At 60.7% G+C, this 18578-nt stretch carries 15 protein-coding genes and 1 tRNA gene; 12 read left to right on the forward strand and 4 right to left on the reverse strand.

The window, feature by feature from the left end; genetic code table 11:
* The first annotated feature begins 9 nt into the window (after positions 1–9).
* The 3 genes from HRQ64_RS10130 to HRQ64_RS10140 all read left to right on the forward strand — a co-directional run bounded on the left by HRQ64_RS10130 (position 10) and on the right by HRQ64_RS10140 (position 2189).
* Complete coding sequence (locus tag HRQ64_RS10130) at positions 10–411, forward strand: SUF system Fe-S cluster assembly protein (RefSeq protein ID WP_127752958.1); 402 nt, start codon at positions 10–12, stop codon at positions 409–411.
* Positions 412–464: 53 nt separating this feature from the next.
* Positions 465–845, forward strand: a complete 381-nt coding sequence (locus HRQ64_RS10135; RefSeq protein ID WP_248306954.1) for an iron-sulfur cluster assembly accessory protein — start codon at positions 465–467, stop codon at positions 843–845.
* Positions 846–920: 75 nt separating this feature from the next.
* Positions 921–2189, forward strand: coding sequence for a 3-phosphoshikimate 1-carboxyvinyltransferase (locus tag HRQ64_RS10140; protein WP_172123178.1), 1269 nt, complete (start codon positions 921–923; stop codon positions 2187–2189).
* A gap of 119 nt (positions 2190–2308) precedes the next feature.
* Here the strand turns inward: HRQ64_RS10140 and HRQ64_RS10145 are convergent, their stop codons facing one another.
* Complete coding sequence (locus HRQ64_RS10145; protein ID WP_172123179.1) at positions 2309–3826, reverse strand: DEAD/DEAH box helicase; 1518 nt, start codon at positions 3824–3826, stop codon at positions 2309–2311.
* A 353-nt stretch (positions 3827–4179) separates the two neighbouring features.
* Positions 4180–6201 carry a DNA topoisomerase IV subunit B gene (parE, locus tag HRQ64_RS10150; protein WP_172124953.1) on the reverse strand — a complete coding sequence of 674 codons (2022 nt, stop codon included), beginning with the start codon at positions 6199–6201 and terminating at the stop codon, positions 4180–4182.
* A gap of 270 nt (positions 6202–6471) precedes the next feature.
* On the opposite strand from parE, the gene HRQ64_RS10155 reads away from it, so the two are divergent.
* Together HRQ64_RS10155 and HRQ64_RS10160 are read left to right on the forward strand one after the other, a co-directional pair.
* Positions 6472–6792: a hypothetical protein gene (locus HRQ64_RS10155; protein ID WP_127752962.1), complete on the forward strand. Its 321-nt coding sequence runs from the start codon at positions 6472–6474 to the stop codon at positions 6790–6792.
* Between the two features lie 466 nt (positions 6793–7258).
* Complete coding sequence (locus tag HRQ64_RS10160) at positions 7259–7936, forward strand: PilZ domain-containing protein (RefSeq protein ID WP_172123180.1); 678 nt, start codon at positions 7259–7261, stop codon at positions 7934–7936.
* 47 nt (positions 7937–7983) lie between these two features.
* Here HRQ64_RS10160 and glnA read toward each other — a convergent pair whose 3' ends face one another.
* Entirely contained in the window at positions 7984–9393 is a 1410-nt protein-coding gene (glnA, locus tag HRQ64_RS10165) for a type I glutamate--ammonia ligase (protein WP_127752964.1), read from the reverse strand.
* Between the two features lie 51 nt (positions 9394–9444).
* Positions 9445–9783 (reverse strand): P-II family nitrogen regulator, encoded by a 339-nt coding sequence (locus tag HRQ64_RS10170; RefSeq protein WP_035079039.1) that lies wholly within the window; start codon positions 9781–9783, stop codon positions 9445–9447.
* Positions 9784–10075: 292 nt separating this feature from the next.
* On the opposite strand from HRQ64_RS10170, the gene HRQ64_RS10175 reads away from it, so the two are divergent.
* The 7 genes from HRQ64_RS10175 (at position 10076) to lon (ending at position 18564) form a co-directional block, all read left to right on the forward strand.
* A tRNA-Leu gene (locus HRQ64_RS10175) sits at positions 10076–10160 on the forward strand.
* Between the two features lie 43 nt (positions 10161–10203).
* Entirely contained in the window at positions 10204–11583 is a 1380-nt protein-coding gene (tig, locus tag HRQ64_RS10180; protein WP_172123181.1) for a trigger factor, read from the forward strand.
* Between the two features lie 78 nt (positions 11584–11661).
* A complete protein-coding gene (locus HRQ64_RS10185) occupies positions 11662–13152 on the forward strand; it encodes an NAD(P)H-hydrate epimerase (RefSeq protein WP_172123182.1) in 1491 nt (496 codons plus the stop codon).
* Between the two features lie 64 nt (positions 13153–13216).
* Entirely contained in the window at positions 13217–13447 is a 231-nt protein-coding gene (locus HRQ64_RS10190) for a hypothetical protein (protein WP_172123183.1), read from the forward strand.
* A gap of 246 nt (positions 13448–13693) precedes the next feature.
* Positions 13694–14320 (forward strand): ATP-dependent Clp protease proteolytic subunit, encoded by a 627-nt coding sequence (locus HRQ64_RS10195; protein ID WP_127752968.1) that lies wholly within the window; start codon positions 13694–13696, stop codon positions 14318–14320.
* Between the two features lie 170 nt (positions 14321–14490).
* The gene (clpX, locus tag HRQ64_RS10200) at positions 14491–15768 is read left to right on the forward strand and encodes an ATP-dependent Clp protease ATP-binding subunit ClpX (RefSeq protein ID WP_127752969.1); all 1278 of its coding nucleotides are present in this window, start codon (positions 14491–14493) and stop codon (positions 15766–15768) included.
* 363 nt (positions 15769–16131) lie between these two features.
* Positions 16132–18564 (forward strand): endopeptidase La, encoded by a 2433-nt coding sequence (gene lon / locus HRQ64_RS10205; RefSeq protein ID WP_172123184.1) that lies wholly within the window; start codon positions 16132–16134, stop codon positions 18562–18564.
* Positions 18565–18578: the final 14 nt, after the last annotated feature.

The following is an 18578-nucleotide window of genomic DNA, read 5'->3' on the forward strand; positions in this document are numbered from 1 at the left end:
AGGACACCTATGACCGACCAAGCCGAAGCTACCGCCGTCGACGATACTGCCGAAACCTCCGTGCGGATCAATCCCACGGTTTCTTCCGCTATTCCCGAGGGTGAGGTCGAGCGCATTACGGCTGACCTGATCGCGGCGCTCAAGACCGTGTACGATCCGGAGATCCCGGTGGACATCTATGAGCTGGGCCTCATCTACAAGGTCGATCTGGATGACAACCGCAACCTCACCATCGACATGACGCTGACCGCGCCTGGGTGCCCGGTGGCCGGCGAAATGCCGGGCTGGGTCGAGAACGCCGCCCGCGCTGTGGAAGGGGTTCAGGATGTCACCGTCAACATGGTGTTTGATCCCCCGTGGGATGCCTCCCGCATGAGCGAAGAAGCGCAAGTGGCGTTGAACTGGTGGTAATCCGGACCGTGAGGGTCTATATATCGTGAAACACCGATAAAGGTCGCTGCCCCATGCCCTTCAAGATCATGTCCTTGAGCGATGCCGCTGCCGAGCGCATCGCGGAGATCATCGAAGACTCTGAGAAGCCCGTTGTCGGCTTGCGCGTGGGTATCAAGAACGCGGGCTGTGCTGGCGTGTCCTACACGATGGACTATGTTTCCGAGCCGGTACCAGGCGACGACCATGTGAGCGACCATGGCGTGGACGTGTGGGTCGACCCCAAAGCCACCATGTACCTCCTCGGCACTGTCATGGACTTCGAGCAGACCAAGATGGGCTCGAGCTTCACCTTCAAGAACCCCAACCAGACTGGCGCTTGCGGCTGCGGTGAGAGCGTTACCCTCAAGCCCGCGGACCTCAAGGCAATCGCCGAAGCGCGGGCCGGAGCCTGACGCGGGCTTTGCCGCCGTTGAGCTAAAGGTTGTGTGCGATTGCATCGTGATCGCTGATGGCCTAACAGCGGCGTCATGCGCCATCCACTCCCACCCGCCCTCACCATCGTCCCCCCAGATCGCCCGCTGAACGGTCGGGTCTCGCCCCCCGGCTCCAAGTCCATCACCAATCGAACCTTGTTGCTGGCTGCGCTGGCGAAGGGCACCAGCAGGATCACCGGCGCGCTGAAAAGCAAGGACACTGTCTTAATGGCGGTAGCTCTTCGCCAGATGGGCGTCCTTGTGGACGAACCCGATCCAACCACCTTTCTTGTGACCAGTTCCGGGCGGCTTCAGGCCCCAGCGGAACCCCTGTTCCTTGGCAACGCCGGGACGGCGACGCGCTTCCTCACTGCTGCCGCAGCGACGATCAACGGTACTGTCGTTGTCGATGGTGACGAGGACATGCGCCTCCGGCCCATTCGGCCACTGGTTGAAGCGCTGCAGTCCATCGGTATCGATGCATCGGCACCTACCGGATGCCCGCCGGTCACCATCAACGGCACGGGCCAGTTCGGCAAAGGCCGAGTGGAGATCGACGCATCCCTTTCTAGCCAATATGTCTCGGCTTTGTTGATGGCTGCGCCCTTCGGCTCTGGCCCAATCGAGGTTGCGCTTGCCGGTGCGGACATTGGTGCGCGCGGCTATGTCGATCTCACCCTCGCTGCCATGCGGACCTTCGGCGCTGACGTGGCCGAGCAGGGGGAGGGGGCCTGGGTGGTTCAACCCACCGGCTACAAGGCAATCGACTTCAAGGTTGAGCCTGACGCTTCGGCTGCCACTTACCTGTGGGGCATCGAAGCCCTGACCAAGGGGAGCATCGACCTTGGCGTCGCCGCTGAAGCCTTCACGCAGCCCGACGCTTCCGCCCGCGCCGTGCTCGCGCAGTACCCCGATATGCCCGCAGTGATTGACGGTTCGCAGATGCAGGATGCTGTTCCGACGCTTGCCGTCGTGGCGGCTTTCAACCGGACGCCTGTCCGCTTTGTCGGGATCGCCAATCTGCGCGTGAAGGAAACCGACCGTATCCGCGCGATCGCGAACGAGCTTAACCGTATTCGCCCCGGGTTAGCGGTAGAGGAGGGGGATGATCTTGTGGTCAATGCAGACCCGGGCTTAGCCGGTCAGGCGCTGCCTGCACGCATCGAGACCTATCATGATCATCGTATCGCCATGAGCTTTGCCCTGGCGGGTCTGATGATCCGTAACGTCACCATCATGGATCCCGCCTGCACGAGCAAGACCTATCCCGCTTTCTGGGAAATGCTCGAGGGGCTCGGAGTGGAACTCCTTCCCACCACCTAAACCCGTCGCGCCAAAAACGCCATTAGCCCGCAAGTGAAAACTTGCGGGCTAATGGATTCAATCGAAGCATGAAACAGTTCTGGGGCTTCCACCCCGAAGCTGTTGTTCGCGGCTCGAGCCTAGCGAGCCGTGGACCGGAGCAGGAACGCCGGGATGGGGCCGTCGGTGCCAAAGGGGGACTGCGGGTCAACGCCGAGGTCTTCGGGCGCAGGCCGACGCGCATTGGGGCGCTGCCTCGACTCGGATTCACCTTGTGTCTCGACCTTCTCACGGCGCCGCGGCCGACGACCGCCGCGACCCTCCGAGGGCTCAGTAGCAGGCTGTTCCGCTTCAGCAGGGTTAGTTGTTGCGGGTGCTTCGGCCGGCTGTCCGGTCACCTCTTCAGGTGCAGCTGCTTCCGCCTCGGGCCTTGCAGGTCGGCGGCCGCCGCGGCGCGTGCGTTGCGGACGGGTGCGGGTTGTCCCCTCTGTCTCCTCCTCAGAAGCCTCAGGCGCGGACTTCCCGTTCTCGGGCACATCCAGCCATTCGATGGGCTTCTGGATGAGTTTCAGAATGGCATCGAGGTGCTTGCTGTCTGCCGGCGTTACAAAGGTATAGGCCACGCCCGAGCGCCCGGCCCGACCGGTGCGGCCGATGCGGTGGACATAGTCTTCGGCATGCACGGGAACATCGAAATTGAACACATGGCTGACGGCCGGGATATCGAGGCCACGGGCAGCAACATCGCTGGCCACCAGCAGCGTCAGGCGATCATTCTTGAAGGCGTCGAGCGTTTCGGTGCGGCTCTTCTGGTCCATGTCACCGTGCAGTGCGCCAACGCTGAAGCCGTGCCGCTCGAGCGAACGGGCAAGGGTGGCGACATCGCGCTTGCGATTGCAGAAAATGATCGCGTTGGTAAGGTTTTCCGCCTCGGAGATGCGAGCACGCAGCGAGGCGCGCTTTTCTTCGGGCTTGGACGACACCTTCACCAGCTTTTGGTCGATCGTGTCTGCCGTTGAACTCTGGCGCGAAACCTGAACGTGAACCGGGTCCTTGAGGAACTTCTTGGTCAGACGCTCGATCTCTTTGGACATGGTCGCCGAGAACAACATGGTCTGGCGCCGAGCGGGCAGCCGCGAGCAGATTTTCTCGATGTCGTCGATAAAGCCCATGTCGAGCATGCGATCGGCTTCATCGATGACGAGGATTTCAACGCCCGTCAGCAGAATGCGGCCGCGATCGATCTGATCAAGCAGGCGTCCTGGCGTGGCGATCAGGACGTCCACGCCGCGGTCGAGCTTCTTGTTTTGGTCTTCAAACGAAACGCCGCCGATGATCAGGGCCATCGTGATGCGGTGGTTCTTGCCGTACTTCTCGAAGTTCTCGGCGACCTGAGCCGCCAGTTCGCGCGTGGGCTCAAGGATCAGCGTGCGGGGCATGCGGGCGCGAGCGCGGCCATTCTCCAGCAGCGTCAACATCGGAAGCACAAAGGATGCCGTCTTGCCGGTACCTGTCTGGGCAATGCCGATCAGGTCTTTCTTTTCCAGCAGATGGGGAATTGCCTGGGCCTGAATTTCGGTCGGCTTGGTATAACCTGCGGCAGTCACCGCGTCGGTGACCTTGGTTGACAGGCCAAGCCCGGAAAAATCGTCGCTCAAATTCGGTCGTTCCACTCAAAAGTTTGCCCGCTGCCAGATCCGTTCGAACTGCTCGAAACGGTGCATCGGGAATGGTGTCGCACCGGTTCCCAGAACCGGAACAGTTGCGTCACTTGCGGACCAAAAGGGCTAAGCTCGAACGCGTCCGCGTACACACATCAGGCCAATCGGGCGGGAGTGCAGGAACTGCAAAGCGACGGAATGGCCCTGAAACAATTTCAGCCACGCCAGCGAAGGGTCCCTGAAGACCGCCTTAAATGCCGGCAAGCCGGAATATGCTCCAGCGGGCCGGACCATAGCGCAAAGCCCTTTCAAGTCAACGGCTTTGCGGTCGATAAGCTTAACTGGGTGCTTTACACGTCCAGGTCCGTGACGAATGCCGCATTTTCTTGGATGAAGTCGAAGCGCGCTTCGGGACGATTGCCCATCAACCTGTCAACGCTCAACTTCGTTGCATCTTGTGTGTCGATCACTTTCACCTGCAACAACGTGCGCGACTTCGGTGACATCGTGGTTTCACGTAAATGCGCGAATGGCATCTCACCCAAGCCTTTGAAGCGAGTGACGTCGATCTTGCCCTTGCCGGTAAACTCGGTGGCCATAAGTTCGGCCTTGTGCGCGTCGTCGCGGGCGTAAAGCGTCTTGGCCCCTTGGCTGATGCGGTAAAGCGGGGGCAGGGCCAGGAACAGGTGCCCGCCTTCGATGAGTTTCGGCATCTCCTGGAAGAAGAACGTCATCAACAGCGAAGCAATATGGGCGCCGTCGACATCGGCGTCGGTCATCAGGATGATCTTGTCATAGCGCAGATCATCGTCGCGGTAGCGGTCACGAGTGCCGCAGCCGAGGGCTTGGATGATGTCCTGAATGATCTGGCTGGAGGCGAGCTTGTCCCGGCTGGCGCCTGCCACGTTGAGAATTTTACCGCGGAGCGGCAGCACGGCCTGGCTCTGCCGGTTACGTGCCTGCTTGGCACTGCCGCCGGCGCTATCACCTTCAACGATAAAGAGTTCAGCCCCTTGCGCGGCAGTTTGCGTGCAATCTGCAAGTTTACCGGGCAGGCGCAGCTTGCGCGTTGCACTGGCGCGGTCGATCTCTTTTTCCTTGCGCCGGCGCATGCGCTCTTCGGCGCGTTCTACGGCCCAGTCCAGCAGCTTGCCGGCCTGATTGGGCGAGGCGGCGAGCCAATGATCGAAAGCGTCACGAATAGCCGTGTCAACGATGCGGGTGGCCTCACCAGAGGCGAGTTTGTCCTTGGTCTGCCCGACAAATTCGGGTTCCCGGACAAACACGGAGAGCATGGCGTTGCAGTGCGCGAACAGATCGTCGGCCGTCACATTGGCGGCCGCCTTGTTCTTGGTCAGTTCGGCATAATTCTTGAGGCCGCGCAGCAGGGCGCTCCGAAGGCCCGTCTCATGCGTGCCGCCATCGGGCGTGGGCACGGTGTTGCAATAAGACGCAACGCCGCCGTCGCCTAGCGTCCAGGCAATGGCCCATTCGGTGGCGCCGTGCGTGCCGGGCTTGCCATGGTTGCCTGAGAAAATGTCGTCAACGATCCGGGTTTCCCCGTCGATCCGGTCCGCCATGAAGTCGCGCAGGCCGCCGGGATAGTGAAAGACTGCGCGAGCGGGGGCATCGTCGCTGGCTAGCTCCTCGTCGCAGCTCCAGCGCAGTTCCACCCCACCAAAGAGATAAGCCTTGGCGCGGGTCATCTTGAACAGGCGTGCGGCCGAGAAGCGGGCGCCTTCCCCAAAGATCTGCGGATCGGGATGGAAACGAGTTGTGGTGCCGCGCCTGTTGTTGATGCGGCCTAGGTGCTGGATCTCGCCCACGGGCTTGCCGCGGGAGAACTGCAGGCGGTGCAGCTGCTGTTCGCGAGCGACTTCCACCACCATGTCGTCCGAGAGGGCGTTCACGACCGAAACGCCGACGCCGTGCAGGCCGCCAGAGGTTTCGTAAGCCTTGGAATCGAACTTGCCGCCGGCATGCAGGACAGTGTGGACGATTTCGAGGGTCGAGCGATTGGGGAACTTCGGGTGGGTTTCGACGGGGATGCCGCGGCCGTTGTCGGAAACGGTGATATAGCCGTCGGCGCCCAGATGGACCTCAATACGGCTGGCGTGGCCGGCGATCGCCTCGTCCATGGAGTTGTCGATCACCTCGGCAAAGAGGTGGTGCAGGGCGTTGATGTCGGTGCCGCCGATATACATGCCCGGACGGCGCCGGACCGGCTCAAGTCCTTCCAGTACCTCAATATCTGCGGCGGAATAGTCGTGCTGCGCGGGCGCTTGGCGCGCAGCTGGCCGGCTACGCTCAACAGGCGCGGGTGCACTTGCTAACTCAGCTGCAGCTGCAAAAAGGTCTTCGACTTCCGACATGTTCCCCGTCTGCCGAATCGGCGTGTTCACTGTTGGTACCATATTGCGGTTACGCAAGCGCGCCCGCCCCATTCATGTAAGGCGCTTTCCCCAGATGAACAGTACATGAACGAAATCTGAACGGCTCGCGCAAGCCGCCGCTTGCCGCAGGCGAGCTTAACCACAGATCCCTCAATGATCGGTGAGCGAACACCCGGCAACTGCCCATTGGCGGTTGACGTTGGTGAAACATATTGACCTGCAAGCTGCGACAGGACCGAAGGTAAAGCCATGAACAAAGCGCTGCCAACTCTGATGGCACTGGTCTTGACGCTTGGTGTGGTCGTGGCCCCGCTGCCGGCACAGGCGCAGTTCGGGATCTTTTTCGGTGACGAGGAACGCGATTTTCTTCTTGGCCCGATGCTGTGCCTTGATGAGCGCCAGGTTCGCCAGTCGGTCGAGGCGCAGGGCTATAGCGATGTGTTCCTCAACGTACCCTATGACGAGCATATCCAAGTGCGGGCGACCCGCGACGGGTGGGTTTATCTGCTCGACTACAACTACTGCACTGCCGAGATCGAATCGGTCGAGCGGCTGCGCCCCGCGCAATAGCGGGCGGGAGTTGTCCCAGTATCGGGCGACGCATTTACCAAGCCTTTGCTTCTTGGCAGCACTTTTTTAAAGGCGCGCTGCTAGAACAAGGGTCATACGGTTTTGTGTTTGGAGTTGCCGTATGCGAGCTCAAAGGGATTGTCGTACTGCGTATCAAGCGGTCCCGATAAGCTCGGTTGCTATCGACGTTTGGCCTTATGCCGGATCAGGTATTGCGTACCGGCTGGTCAATCTGTCTGCCCCCCGTTGGGGTGTCCTGGCGTTAGTTTCAGCGCTGTTCTATCTGGTCTAGTGTGCAGCAATCCCGCCTTGCGGGATCCCTTGCCCCGCCTTTCAGCTTTATTCTTGGGCGGGCATTAACCCGCGCTGAAGCCTGCCCCAGACTTGCGGGGAACGGGTGCCGGCCGGTGCGACTTGAACTCTGCGCAGTTAACACAAGTAATGACGCTGCGCGGAGGATTTCACCGTGCTGCCGAATCTGGACAAGCTTGTGCCACAGCTCAAGTCCGTGTTCGACCGTCAGGAACTCCGCCTGACCGCGAACCTGCCGGGCCGCTACGCCATCACCGAGCGGCGCAGTAAAGTCATCGAGCGATTGCCGGTTTTCACCTGCCACCTATGTTCGATCTCTCCTCATGGGGCGGCCGTGAAGGCCCCCGTGCTGGGTTTTGAAGGCGAGCGGGTATCGGTCTACTTCAACGCCTTTGGCATCCTGCCGGCTCAGGTTTCCCGCTCTACGCCGGACGGCTTTGAGATGGTGTTCGACCTCAGCCAGGAGGACCAGGAACGGCTTGCGGCCAAGATCATCTGGCACAAGCGCCTGAATGAGGGTGGTCTCACCGATGCCCGCCGGTTTGAACGCGTTGTTCCGGAAAATGCCACAAGCACGGTGACGCTGCCAAGCGGCGAGCAGGAGCGATGCACCGTGGCCGACATTTCGTGCTCGGGTGCCGCCGTCTTGGCTTCGTTCAGGCCCGGCATCGGCACACCGGTGGCATTGGGTCGGCTGATCGGCCGCGTCGTGCGTCACACCGAGAAGGGCTTCGCGCTACAGTTTCTCAAGATCCAGCCTGCGGATCGGCTCGAGGAGATGTTGCGGCCACCCAAGGGCAGCAAGGGGCAGGGGCCAGGTGCTCGAGGATAACAGAAAAAGGGGCCTTTCGGCCCCTTTCCTGTTTCTCCGGGTTCGGCTTAGGCCGAGTAGTACATCTCGTACTCGACGGGATGGGGGGTCTGCTCGAACTTGATCACTTCGGTCATCTTCAGCTCTATATAGCTGTCGATCTGATCGTTGTCGAAGACGCCGCCAGCCAGCAGGAACTCGCGATCCTTGTTGAGGCTGTCGAGGGCTTCGCGCAGCGAGCCGCAAACATGCGGGATCTGCATCAGCTCCTGCCGGGGCAGCTCGTACAGGTCCTTGTCCATCGGATCGCCGGGATGGATCTTGTTCTTGATGCCGTCGAGGCCAGCCATCAGCATGGCCGAGAAGGCCAGGTATGGGTTCGCCAGCGGATCGGGGAAGCGGATCTCAATACGCTTGGACTTCGGCGACTGACCGAAGGGGATACGGCAAGAGGCCGAACGGTTACGGGCCGAGTAGGCCAGCAGAACCGGAGCTTCAAAACCAGGCACCAGGCGCTTGTAGCTGTTGGTGGTGGGGTTGGTGAAGGCGTTGATGGCCTTGGCGTGCTTGATGATGCCGCCGATGTAGTACAGGGCTTCCATCGAGAGGCCGGCATACTGGTCACCAGCAAACAGCGGCTTGCCGTCGCGCCAGATCGACTGATGGCAGTGCATGCCCGACCCGTTGTCGCCAAAGATTGGCTTAGGCATGAAGGTCACGGTCTTGCCGTAGGCGTTGGCAACCTGGTGGATGACATACTTGTAGATCTGTACGTCATCGGCAGCCTTGATCATCGGGGCAAACTTGATTCCGAGTTCGTGCTGGGCAGAAGCCACTTCGTGGTGGTGCTTTTCAACCACAACGCCCATGTCGGCCATTGCAGCGAGCATTTCGCTGCGGATGTCCTGCGCGCTGTCGAGCGGCGGCACGGGGAAGTAGCCCTTCTTGAGGCCGATATGGTGGCCATTGTTGCCGCCTTCATAGGCGGTGTCGTTGTTGGACGGTAGCTCGGGATGATCGACCTCGAAGCCAACCTTGAAGGGGGTATTGGAATACTTCACATCGTCGAACATGAAGAATTCGGGCTCGGCGCCGAACATGACACTGTCGCCAATACCGGACGCCTTAAGATAGGCCTCGGCCTTCTTGGCGGTGGTGCGGGGATCGCGGGTATAGGGCTGGTAGGTCAGGGGATCGAGAATGTCGCAGTTGATGGCGAGGGTCGATGCACCAAAGAACGGGTCCATATAGGCCGAGTTCGGATCGGGCATCAGCACCATGTCGCTCTCGTTGATGGCCTTCCAGCCACCGATCGAGGAGCCGTCGAACATGGTGCCTTCTTCGAAGATGTCCTCATCGACGACGCTCACGTCCATGGTGACGTGCTGCAGCTTGCCGCGCGGGTCGGTAAAGCGCAGGTCGACATACTTGATGTTCTCGTCCTTGATGCGCTTGAGGATATCGCTTGCGGTAGTCATTAAGTCTTCCCCTGTTTGGATCGGATGTTGGTTGATGGTCTCGCGCGCTGCTTAAAGCGCGTCGTCGCCAAATTCGCCGGTGCGGATGCGGATGGCCTGCTCGATGGAATAGACAAAGATCTTGCCATCGCCGATGCGCCCGGTTTGTGCTGCATTGCGGATCGCTTCGATTGCCTTCTCGGCCAGCTCGTCGGGGCACACGACCTCGACTTTGACCTTGGGCAGAAAGTCCACCACATATTCGGCGCCGCGATAGAGTTCGGTGTGACCCTTCTGGCGCCCAAAGCCTTTGGCTTCGGTCACCGTGATGCCTTGCAGGCCGACTTCCTGCAGGGCCTCTTTGACCTCGTCCAGCTTGAACGGCTTTACGATGGCCTCGATCTTTTTCACGTGTGCCTCCACTTGCTACGATAGGCTGGTACCGCCTCACAGTATGCATGACCCGTGCCAACCCAAAGGGAAAGCCCAAAACGTAAGCTTTTGCCGTCCTTTGCGGCGAAACCTATGGGGAAAGCGGACGAGAAGGGTCGGGATATGAGCAGTTTTCATGCTCCATGCACAAAAAGTGGGCAGGCGACAGGTTCGCAAGAGGGCGAGCCGAGCCCGCAACGGCCGCAATCAAGCTTTGACTGCCGTTTCATCTTAGGCTAGACCCTCGCGCAACCCGGCCAGCGGGACTTTAGCGGGTGTGGCGGAACTGGCAGACGCACTGGATTTAGGTTCCAGCGCCGCAAGGCGTGGAGGTTCGACCCCTCTCACCCGCACCATATACTCTCTGGCCCAAACCAATCAAAACGGGATGAAGACCGAATGCAGGTTACCGAAACCCTCAATGAGGGCCTGAAGCGCAAGTTGAGCGTGACCATTCCAGCCCAGGACCTGGTGACGCGCCTTGATGCCAAGCTCGAAGAGCTCAAGGGCCAGGCCAACATCAAGGGCTTCCGTCCCGGCAAGGTGCCAATGTCTCACCTGCGCAAGATGTATGGCCGCTCGGCCATGTCTGAAGTGATGACCGACGCCATCAACACCACCGTGTCCGATGCGCTCGAAGAGCGCTCCGAGCGTGCGGCTGCCCAGCCCAAGGTTGACCTGCCCGACGATCAGGCCGTGATCAACGACGTGCTCGACGGCAAGGCCGACCTGGCGTTTGAAGTTGAATACGAGATCCTGCCCCCGGTTGAGCTGTCTGACCACAATGGCATCAAGCTGGTCAAGCCAGTGGTCGAGATCACCGAAGAAGAGCTCGACGCCGAGGTCAACCGCGTCTTTGCCCAGAACCGCGGCTACACCGACAAGGGCGACGACGCCGTTGTGGAAAATGGCGACCGGCTGGGACTGAGCTTTGTCGGCAAGATTGACGGCGAACCCTTTGAAGGGGGTACGTCCGACCACGCCCATCTTACCGTTGGCGCTGGCGAATTCATCCCCGGCTTTGAAGAGCAGCTCATCGGCTTCAAGAAGAACGAGACCCGCGAGATCGAGGTCACCTTCCCTGAGGATTACCAGAGCGCCGAACTGGCCGGCAAGAAGGCGACCTTCGAGGTCACCGTGCTGCATATCGATGGCCCCAACACCGGCGAGCTGGATGACGAGTTCGCCAAGCGCCTCGGCCTCGAGAATGTTGCCGCACTGCGTGACGCTGTGAAGTCGCAGATGCAGTCCGCGCTGGAATCGATGAGCCGTCAGCACGTCAAGCGCCAGATCCTGGATGCCCTGGACGAAGGCCACAAGTTCGACGTTCCTGCCCAGCTGGTTGATGCCGAATTCAACACGATCTGGAACCGCGTCGTGCACGAAATCGAGCACCACGGTCGGTCCTTCGAAGACGAAGGCACCACGGAAGAAGCCGCGCGCGAGCAGTATCGCACGATCGCCGAGCGTCGCGTGCGCCTTGGGCTGGTTGTCGCCGAAATCGGCAACAAGAACGAAGTCAATGTCACCGACGAAGAGCACCAGCAGGCGCTGATTGCCGAAGTGCGTCGCTTCCCCGGCCAGGAACAGCAGGTCTACGACTACTACCGCAAGAACCCGCAGGCACTGGCCGGTCTTCGTGCTCCCGTGTTCGAGAACAAGGTCGTTGACTATGTCATGGGCCTGGCCGAGCAGACCGAGCAGACCATGACCCGCGCCGAACTGGCCAAGCTGATCCAGGCCGACGAGGACGATGTCCCCGAAGAGCACCATCACTAAGGGCGCAGCCCTTCACCAGAGCCGCCCTTCGGGGCGGCTTTTTTGTCAGCCTGTCCACCAGCCCGCATGAGCCGCACCATGACCAGCGCCCACCCCGATGTTTTGCTTACACCGCGGCAAATGGGCGAGGCCGACCGAACCGCCGCCGAAGCGGGGATCAAGACGCTGCGGCTGATGGAAGCTGCAGGGCAGGCGGTGGCTGACGCAATCGTCGAGCGCTACTACCAGCGCTCGGTGCTGGTGTTGTGCGGCCCCGGTAATAATGGTGGCGATGGTTTTGTGGTCGCGCGGCTGCTCAAGCAGCGCGGCTGGCCGGTGCAGTTGCGCCTTCTGGGCGAGCGCGAAGCCTTGCGGGGCGATGCGGCGCAAATGGCGGCGCAATGGACCGGCCGCATCGAGCGGCCCTCGCCAAGCGACATTTCGGAAGCCGACCTCATCGTGGATGCGGTGCTCGGCGCCGGGCTTGATCGCGATGTGGCCGGCGAACTGCATAGCCTCTTTGAAATCGTCAACGGCAGCGGGTTGCCGGTGGTGAGCATCGACATTCCGAGTGGAGTTGACGGTGCGACGGGCGCCGTGCGCGGCATCGCCATCAAGGCGCAAACGACGGTGACCTTTTTCCGGCTCAAGCCGGGTCACCTGCTGCTGCCCGGACGAGCGCTTTGCGGCGAGGCGGTGCTGGGCGATATCGGCATCCCCGAGGCTGTGCTGGGGCCCATCGCTGCGCAGACCTGGAAGAATGGTCCAACGCTTTGGTCGCTGCCGGTGGATGAGCCGGCGGGCAACAAATATCACCGCGGCCATTGCGTGGTGGTGTCGGGCGAGCCGCTGCAAACCGGGGCTTCGCGCCTAGCAGCGCTGGGGGCCTTCCGTGCCGGGGCGGGGCTGGTGTCGCTGACCGGTACGCCCGAGGCGCTGGCGGTGCATGCGGCGCATGTCACCGCCATCATGCTCAAGCCGGCCGCGGACCCGCAGGCATTGGCGCAATTATTGGAGGACAAGCGGATCAATGCCGTGGTGGCGGGGCCAGCAGCAGGGGTGGGCCCAACAACTGCGGACAATGTGCTGGCCGTGCTCGCCTCGGGCGCTGCGGCAGTGCTGGATGCCGATGCGTTGACCAGTTTTGCCGATGAACCCGAGCGACTGTTTGCGGCAGTGCGGGCCAATCCGGAGCGGGCAGTGGTGGTAACACCGCACGAAGGTGAGTTCGAGCGCCTGTTTGGGCAATTGGCTGGTGGGAAGCTCGAGCGGGCGCGAGTTGCTGCGGCACAATCAGGCGCTGTCGTCGTGCTCAAGGGCAGCGATACGGTGGTGGCGGCGCCGGATGGGCGGGCTGTGATCAATGCCAATGCACCAAGCTGGCTCGGAACCGCGGGCTCAGGCGATGTGCTGGCGGGGATGATTGCTGGTCTGATGGGGCAGGGCATGCCCGGTTGGGAAGCGGCGGCGGCCGGCGTGTGGTTGCACGCTGAAGCTGCCAACCACTTTGGTGGCCCCGGCATGCTGAGCGAAGACCTGCCGGGGCTGCTTCCGGGGGTGCTGCGCGCACTGAGCGCACCGGCTGGCTGAGCTTGGCCCTTGCGCGGGCGGGAAAATTCGCTAACGCATGCGCCAACACTAAAGGAAGGCCAAGATGAGCGATTTGACCCTCAGCCAAGCCATGGACAATGTTTACGCCTCGCTGCGCGCCAACAACGAGGATATTGATCTTCACATTGCCGCGCTCAAGGGCGCGCTGGAGCGCGAGGGATTAAAGGCCGCGACCTTCGAGCCCGCCAAGTTGGCGCAGAACAATCGCCAGGGCCGCAAGACCATGCAGGCCTATTTCCGCAAGCGCGGTGTGGCGGTGGAATTCGCCTCCTGACGAGCCCGCAATTTACCTTGGATGCGTTGTGCGTTGCTCCACTATTGAACCGCGCCCCAATGCCGCCTATCTCTGGCCTTACCGCGCGTACATGCGGCATGGTCTGCAATCGGCTGTCGCGCTGATTCGAGTTTCAATGGCACGGTCTCCGGACCCTGGATGTCCGGTTTTCGGACGCGGACCGTGTTTCAACCAAGAGGGCTGACCGGTTTTCCACGCGATCCGGAACAGCAAAGGGGCATCTTAATGCAAGATCCACACGATCTTTATATGAACACGCTTGTTCCCATGGTGGTGGAGCAATCCAACCGCGGCGAACGCGCCTTCGATATCTACTCGCGCCTGCTGCGCGAGCGTATCATCTTCGTGACCGGCGTGGTCGAAGACAACATGGCGAGCCTGATCGTCGCACAGTTGCTGTTTCTGGAATCGGAAAACCCGAAAAAGGAAATCGCGCTTTACATCAACTCGCCCGGTGGCGTGGTGACGGCTGGTTTGAGCATCTATGACACCATGCAGTTCATCCGCCCGGCCGTTGCCACCATGGTGATGGGGCAGGCGGCATCCATGGGTTCGCTTCTGCTTGCTGCCGGCGAAGCGGGTATGCGCACTTCGCTGCCCAATTCACGCGTCATGGTCCACCAGCCTTCCGGCGGCTTCCAGGGCCAGGTGACGGACATCCTGATCCATGCCAAGGAAGTTGAAGGCCTCAAGCGCCGCCTCAACCAGATCTACGAAAAGCACACTGGCCGTACCTATGAGGAAATCGAGCACGCCCTTGAGCGCGACCGGTTCCTGTCACCCGAAGAAGCCAAGACCTTTGGCCTGATCGACAGCGTTCTGGAAAAGCGCGCTGTTCCGGACGCGGTTTGATCCCCGCTGTCCACACCAATGAGCATGCGCCCGCAACTGTGACTTGCGTTCAATTGCACCCAGCCGGATCGGCCTTTAAGGTCGGTTCGGCTTAGACTTTCTTTAGGCTCGAGCGTTACCGTCACCGATAACGCTTATTTTGGGGGTGTTCCGCCCCCGGGAGTGACTGGATGTCCAAAGAGACAACGAACGGCGAAACCTCAAAGAACACGCTTTATTGCTCGTTCTGCGGGAAATCCCAGCACGAGGTTCGCAAGCTGATTGCCGGTCCGACCGTGTTCATCTGCGATGAATGCGTCGAGCTGTGCATGGACATCATCCGCGAAGAGAACAAGACCTCCATGGTCAAGTCCTCCGATGGCGTGCCGACCCCTGCCGATATCTGCAAGGTGCTCGACGACTATGTCATCGGCCAGTTCCGCGCCAAGCGCGTGCTCTCCGTGGCTGTCCACAACCACTATAAGCGTCTGCATCACGCGAGCAAAAATCAGGATGTCGAGCTTTCCAAGAGCAACATCCTGCTGATCGGCCCGACTGGTTCGGGCAAGACCCTGCTCGCGCAGACCTTGGCCCGCATCCTTGATGTGCCCTTCACCATGGCCGACGCTACCACACTGACCGAAGCGGGTTATGTGGGCGAGGACGTGGAGAACATCATCCTCAAGCTGCTGCAGTCCGCCGACTACAACGTCGAGAAGGCCCAGCGCGGCATCGTTTATATCGATGAAGTCGACAAGATCTCGCGCAAGTCCGACAACCCCTCGATCACCCGTGACGTTTCGGGCGAGGGCGTGCAGCAGGCCCTGCTCAAGATCATGGAAGGCACCGTCGCCTCTGTACCGCCCCAGGGTGGTCGCAAGCACCCGCAGCAGGAATTCCTGCAGGTAGACACGACCAATATCCTGTTCATCTGCGGCGGCGCCTTTGCGGGTCTGGAAAAGATCATCTCGGCACGTGGCGAAGGCTCGGGCATCGGCTTTTCGGCCACGGTCAAGGATCCCAATGACCGTCGCGTTGGGCAGGTGCTTGCCGATGTTGCCCCAGAGGATCTGGTGCGCTTTGGCTTGATCCCGGAATTCATCGGCCGTCTGCCGGTTCTGGCGACGCTGGAAGACCTCGACATCGCCGCGCTGATCGAAATCCTGACCGCGCCCAAGAACGCCCTCGTGCGTCAGTATCAGCGCCTGTTCCAGATGGAAGACGTGGAACTGACCTTCCATGAGGATGCGCTCAAGGCGATTGCCGAGAAAGCCATCGAGCGCAAGACCGGTGCTCGCGGCCTCCGCTCGATCATGGAAGCGATCCTCCTGGACACCATGTACGATCTGCCTTCGCTTGAAGGCGTTGAGGAAGTGGTGATCAGCGAGGAAGTGGTGCGGGGCAAGGATGTTCGTCCGCTCTACATCTATTCCGATCGCAAGAAGGAAGACATGCCCGCCGGGGCCTAACACCGGCGCGATACAAGATCGAAACGCCGGGCTTTGTGCCCGGCGTTTTCGTTTGCGGCTCCTTGCCGTGCCCTAGGCAAGCAGCCGTCCGTGGTTAACAAAAACGTAACCCCCATGGCATTGAACTGCAGATAACCCGAGCCAATATAGGTGTCATGGATAGGGGGCGCGCTGGCACCGGTAACGCCGATGGCGAGGGACACCCCAGCTCTTTTTCAAGGCTCTCGCGCCGAAAAGAATAGCTTGTGGCGTGCCAGCACAAACCTATTTATTAATGAGATTCAGCCCAGCATCCTCTTGGGCTGTCTGCAATGGGTGCGCTACCCATCACCCCACCTCGGCGCGCCCTCGAAAGGAATTAAGATGACGGACGTCAATCCCGCCGCTGGCGACACCAGCCGTGACCGGGTTTACCCAGTCCTCCCCTTGCGCGACATCGTCGTATTCCCCGGCATGATCGTGCCGCTGTTCGTGGGCCGCGAGAAGTCGGTCAAGGCTCTCGAAGAGGTCATGCGCGACGACAAGCACATTCTTGTTGTGACCCAGAAGAATGCCCAGGACGATGATCCGGCCCCTGACCAGATCTATGCCACTGGCACCATCGCGACCGTTTTGCAGTTGCTCAAGCTTCCCGATGGCACCGTCAAGGTGTTGGTTGAAGGCCTGAGCCGCGCCACGATCGACCGCTATCTCCAGACCGTCGACTATTTCGAGGCCGAGGCATCGATCCTGCCTGAGCCCGAGGAAGATGCGACTGAAGTTGAGGCACTGGCTCGTTCGGCCCAGACCGAGTTCGAGAACTATGTGAAGCTCAACAAGAAGATCTCGGCCGAGGTCGTGGCCGCTGTTGGCCAGATCGAGAGCCATTCCAAGCTCGCCGACACCATTGCCAGCCATCTCGTGATCAAGATCAACGAGAAGGAAGACCTGCTGTCGACGGTTTCCGTTTCCGAGCGCTTCCAGAAGATTCTTGGCCTGATGGAAGGCGAGATCGGTGTTCTGCAGGTGGAAAAGCGCATCCGGTCCCGCGTCAAGCGGCAGATGGAGAAGACCCAGCGCGAGTACTATCTCAACGAGCAGATGAAGGCGATCCAGAAGGAACTGGGGGATGGCGAGGAAGGCTCGAACGAAATTGCCGAACTTGAGGACCGGATCAGCAAGACCAAGCTGAGCAAGGAAGCTCGCGCCAAGGCTGACGCCGAGGTCAAGAAGCTCAAGGCCATGAGCCCGATGTCGGCCGAAGCCACCGTGGTCCGGAACTATCTCGACACCCTGCTCGGCCTGCCTTGGGGCAAGAAGAGCAAGGTCAAGCGCGATCTGGTTCTGGCCGAAAAGGTACTGGACGAGGATCACTATGGCCTTGACAAGGTCAAAGAACGTATCCTCGAGTACCTGGCAGTTCAGGGCCGTACCGGTTCGCTCAAGGGCCCGATCCTGTGCCTTGTTGGTCCTCCGGGTGTGGGCAAGACCTCGCTCGGCAAGTCCATTGCGAAGGCGACCGGACGTGAGTTCGTGCGCATGGCTTTGGGTGGTGTTCGGGACGAAGCCGAAATTCGCGGCCATCGCCGCACCTATATCGGCTCCATGCCTGGCAAGGTGATCCAGTCGCTCAAGAAGGTCGGCAAATCCAACCCACTCTTCCTGCTCGACGAGATCGACAAGATGGGCCAGGACTTCCGTGGCGATCCGTCCTCGGCACTGCTGGAAGTGCTCGATCCCGAGCAGAACCACACCTTTGCCGATCACTACCTCGAGGTCGATTACGACCTTTCGGACGTGATGTTCGTGACCACCTCGAACACCTTGAACATCCCCGGGCCATTGATGGACCGCATGGAGATCATTCGCCTGTCGGGTTACACCGAACAGGAGAAGCACGCGATCGCCAAGCAGCACCTGATCCCCGAGACCCTCAAGGAAAACGGGCTGGCCCATGGCGAGTTCGAACTCTCCGACGAGATGCTGACCGCCTTGATCCAGCGCTACACTCGCGAAGCGGGCGTGCGCAACCTCAAGCGTGAAATCAGCAAGCTGATGCGCAAGGCCGTGGCCGAGATCGTCAAGACCAAGGTCAAGAAGATCGTAATCGACGAGGAAAAGCTCACCCAGTATCTGGGCGCCGATATCTTCAAGCATGGCGAGATTGAAGCCGAGCCACAGGTTGGCCTCGTGACGGGTCTGGCCTGGACGTCGGTGGGTGGCGAACTGCTGACCATTGAAGGCGTGATGACGCCGGGCAAGGGCCGCATGACCGTTACCGGCAACATCAAGGAAGTGATGAAGGAGTCGCTGACGGCGGCAACCGCCTATGTCCGCTCCCGCTCGATCGAATTCGGCATCAAGCCGCCGATGTTCGATACCAGAGACATTCACGTCCACCTGCCTGAAGGGGCAACCCCCAAGGATGGTCCGTCCGCTGGTATCGGCCTCGCGACAGCCATCGTTTCGGTGATGACCGGCATTCCGGTGCGCAATGATGTCGCCATGACCGGCGAGATCACGCTGCGGGGCAGGGTGCTGCCCATCGGTGGCCTCAAGGAAAAGCTCCTGGCGGCGCTGCGTGGCGGCATCAAGACGGTGCTGATCCCCGAGGAGAATGTCAGGGATCTCGCCGAGATCCCAGATATCGTCAAGGAAGGCATGGAAATCGTGCCAGTCTCGCGGATGGATCAGGTGATCGCCCGCGCCCTGGTACGCAAGCCCGAGGCTATTGAGTGGAACTTCGAGGATACGGTTCCGGCCGTGTCGACCACGGTTGAAGCCGCTGACGAGGGCCTCACTGGCGGCCTGCACTAAGCTCTGGTGCAAGA

The sequence above is a fragment of the Devosia sp. 919 genome (assembly GCF_013185965.1).
In the GTDB taxonomy this organism is placed as follows: domain Bacteria; phylum Pseudomonadota; class Alphaproteobacteria; order Rhizobiales; family Devosiaceae; genus Devosia.

Excerpts from the sequence above, each read along its gene's own strand:
- HRQ64_RS10130 (WP_127752958.1), top strand. The coding sequence starts at position 10 with ATGACCGACCAAGCCGAAGCTACCGCCGTCGACGATACTGCCGAAACC.
- HRQ64_RS10135 (WP_248306954.1), top strand. The coding sequence starts at position 465 with ATGCCCTTCAAGATCATGTCCTTGAGCGATGCCGCTGCCGAGCGCATC.
- HRQ64_RS10140 (WP_172123178.1), top strand. The coding sequence starts at position 921 with ATGCGCCATCCACTCCCACCCGCCCTCACCATCGTCCCCCCAGATCGC.
- parE (WP_172124953.1), bottom strand. The coding sequence starts at position 6,201 with ATGTCGGAAGTCGAAGACCTTTTTGCAGCTGCAGCTGAGTTAGCAAGT.
- HRQ64_RS10155 (WP_127752962.1), top strand. The coding sequence starts at position 6,472 with ATGAACAAAGCGCTGCCAACTCTGATGGCACTGGTCTTGACGCTTGGT.
- glnA (WP_127752964.1), bottom strand. The coding sequence starts at position 9,393 with ATGACTACCGCAAGCGATATCCTCAAGCGCATCAAGGACGAGAACATC.
- tig (WP_172123181.1), top strand. The coding sequence starts at position 10,204 with ATGCAGGTTACCGAAACCCTCAATGAGGGCCTGAAGCGCAAGTTGAGC.
- HRQ64_RS10185 (WP_172123182.1), top strand. The coding sequence starts at position 11,662 with ATGACCAGCGCCCACCCCGATGTTTTGCTTACACCGCGGCAAATGGGC.
- HRQ64_RS10190 (WP_172123183.1), top strand. The coding sequence starts at position 13,217 with ATGAGCGATTTGACCCTCAGCCAAGCCATGGACAATGTTTACGCCTCG.
- HRQ64_RS10195 (WP_127752968.1), top strand. The coding sequence starts at position 13,694 with ATGCAAGATCCACACGATCTTTATATGAACACGCTTGTTCCCATGGTG.
- clpX (WP_127752969.1), top strand. The coding sequence starts at position 14,491 with ATGTCCAAAGAGACAACGAACGGCGAAACCTCAAAGAACACGCTTTAT.
- lon (WP_172123184.1), top strand. The coding sequence starts at position 16,132 with ATGACGGACGTCAATCCCGCCGCTGGCGACACCAGCCGTGACCGGGTT.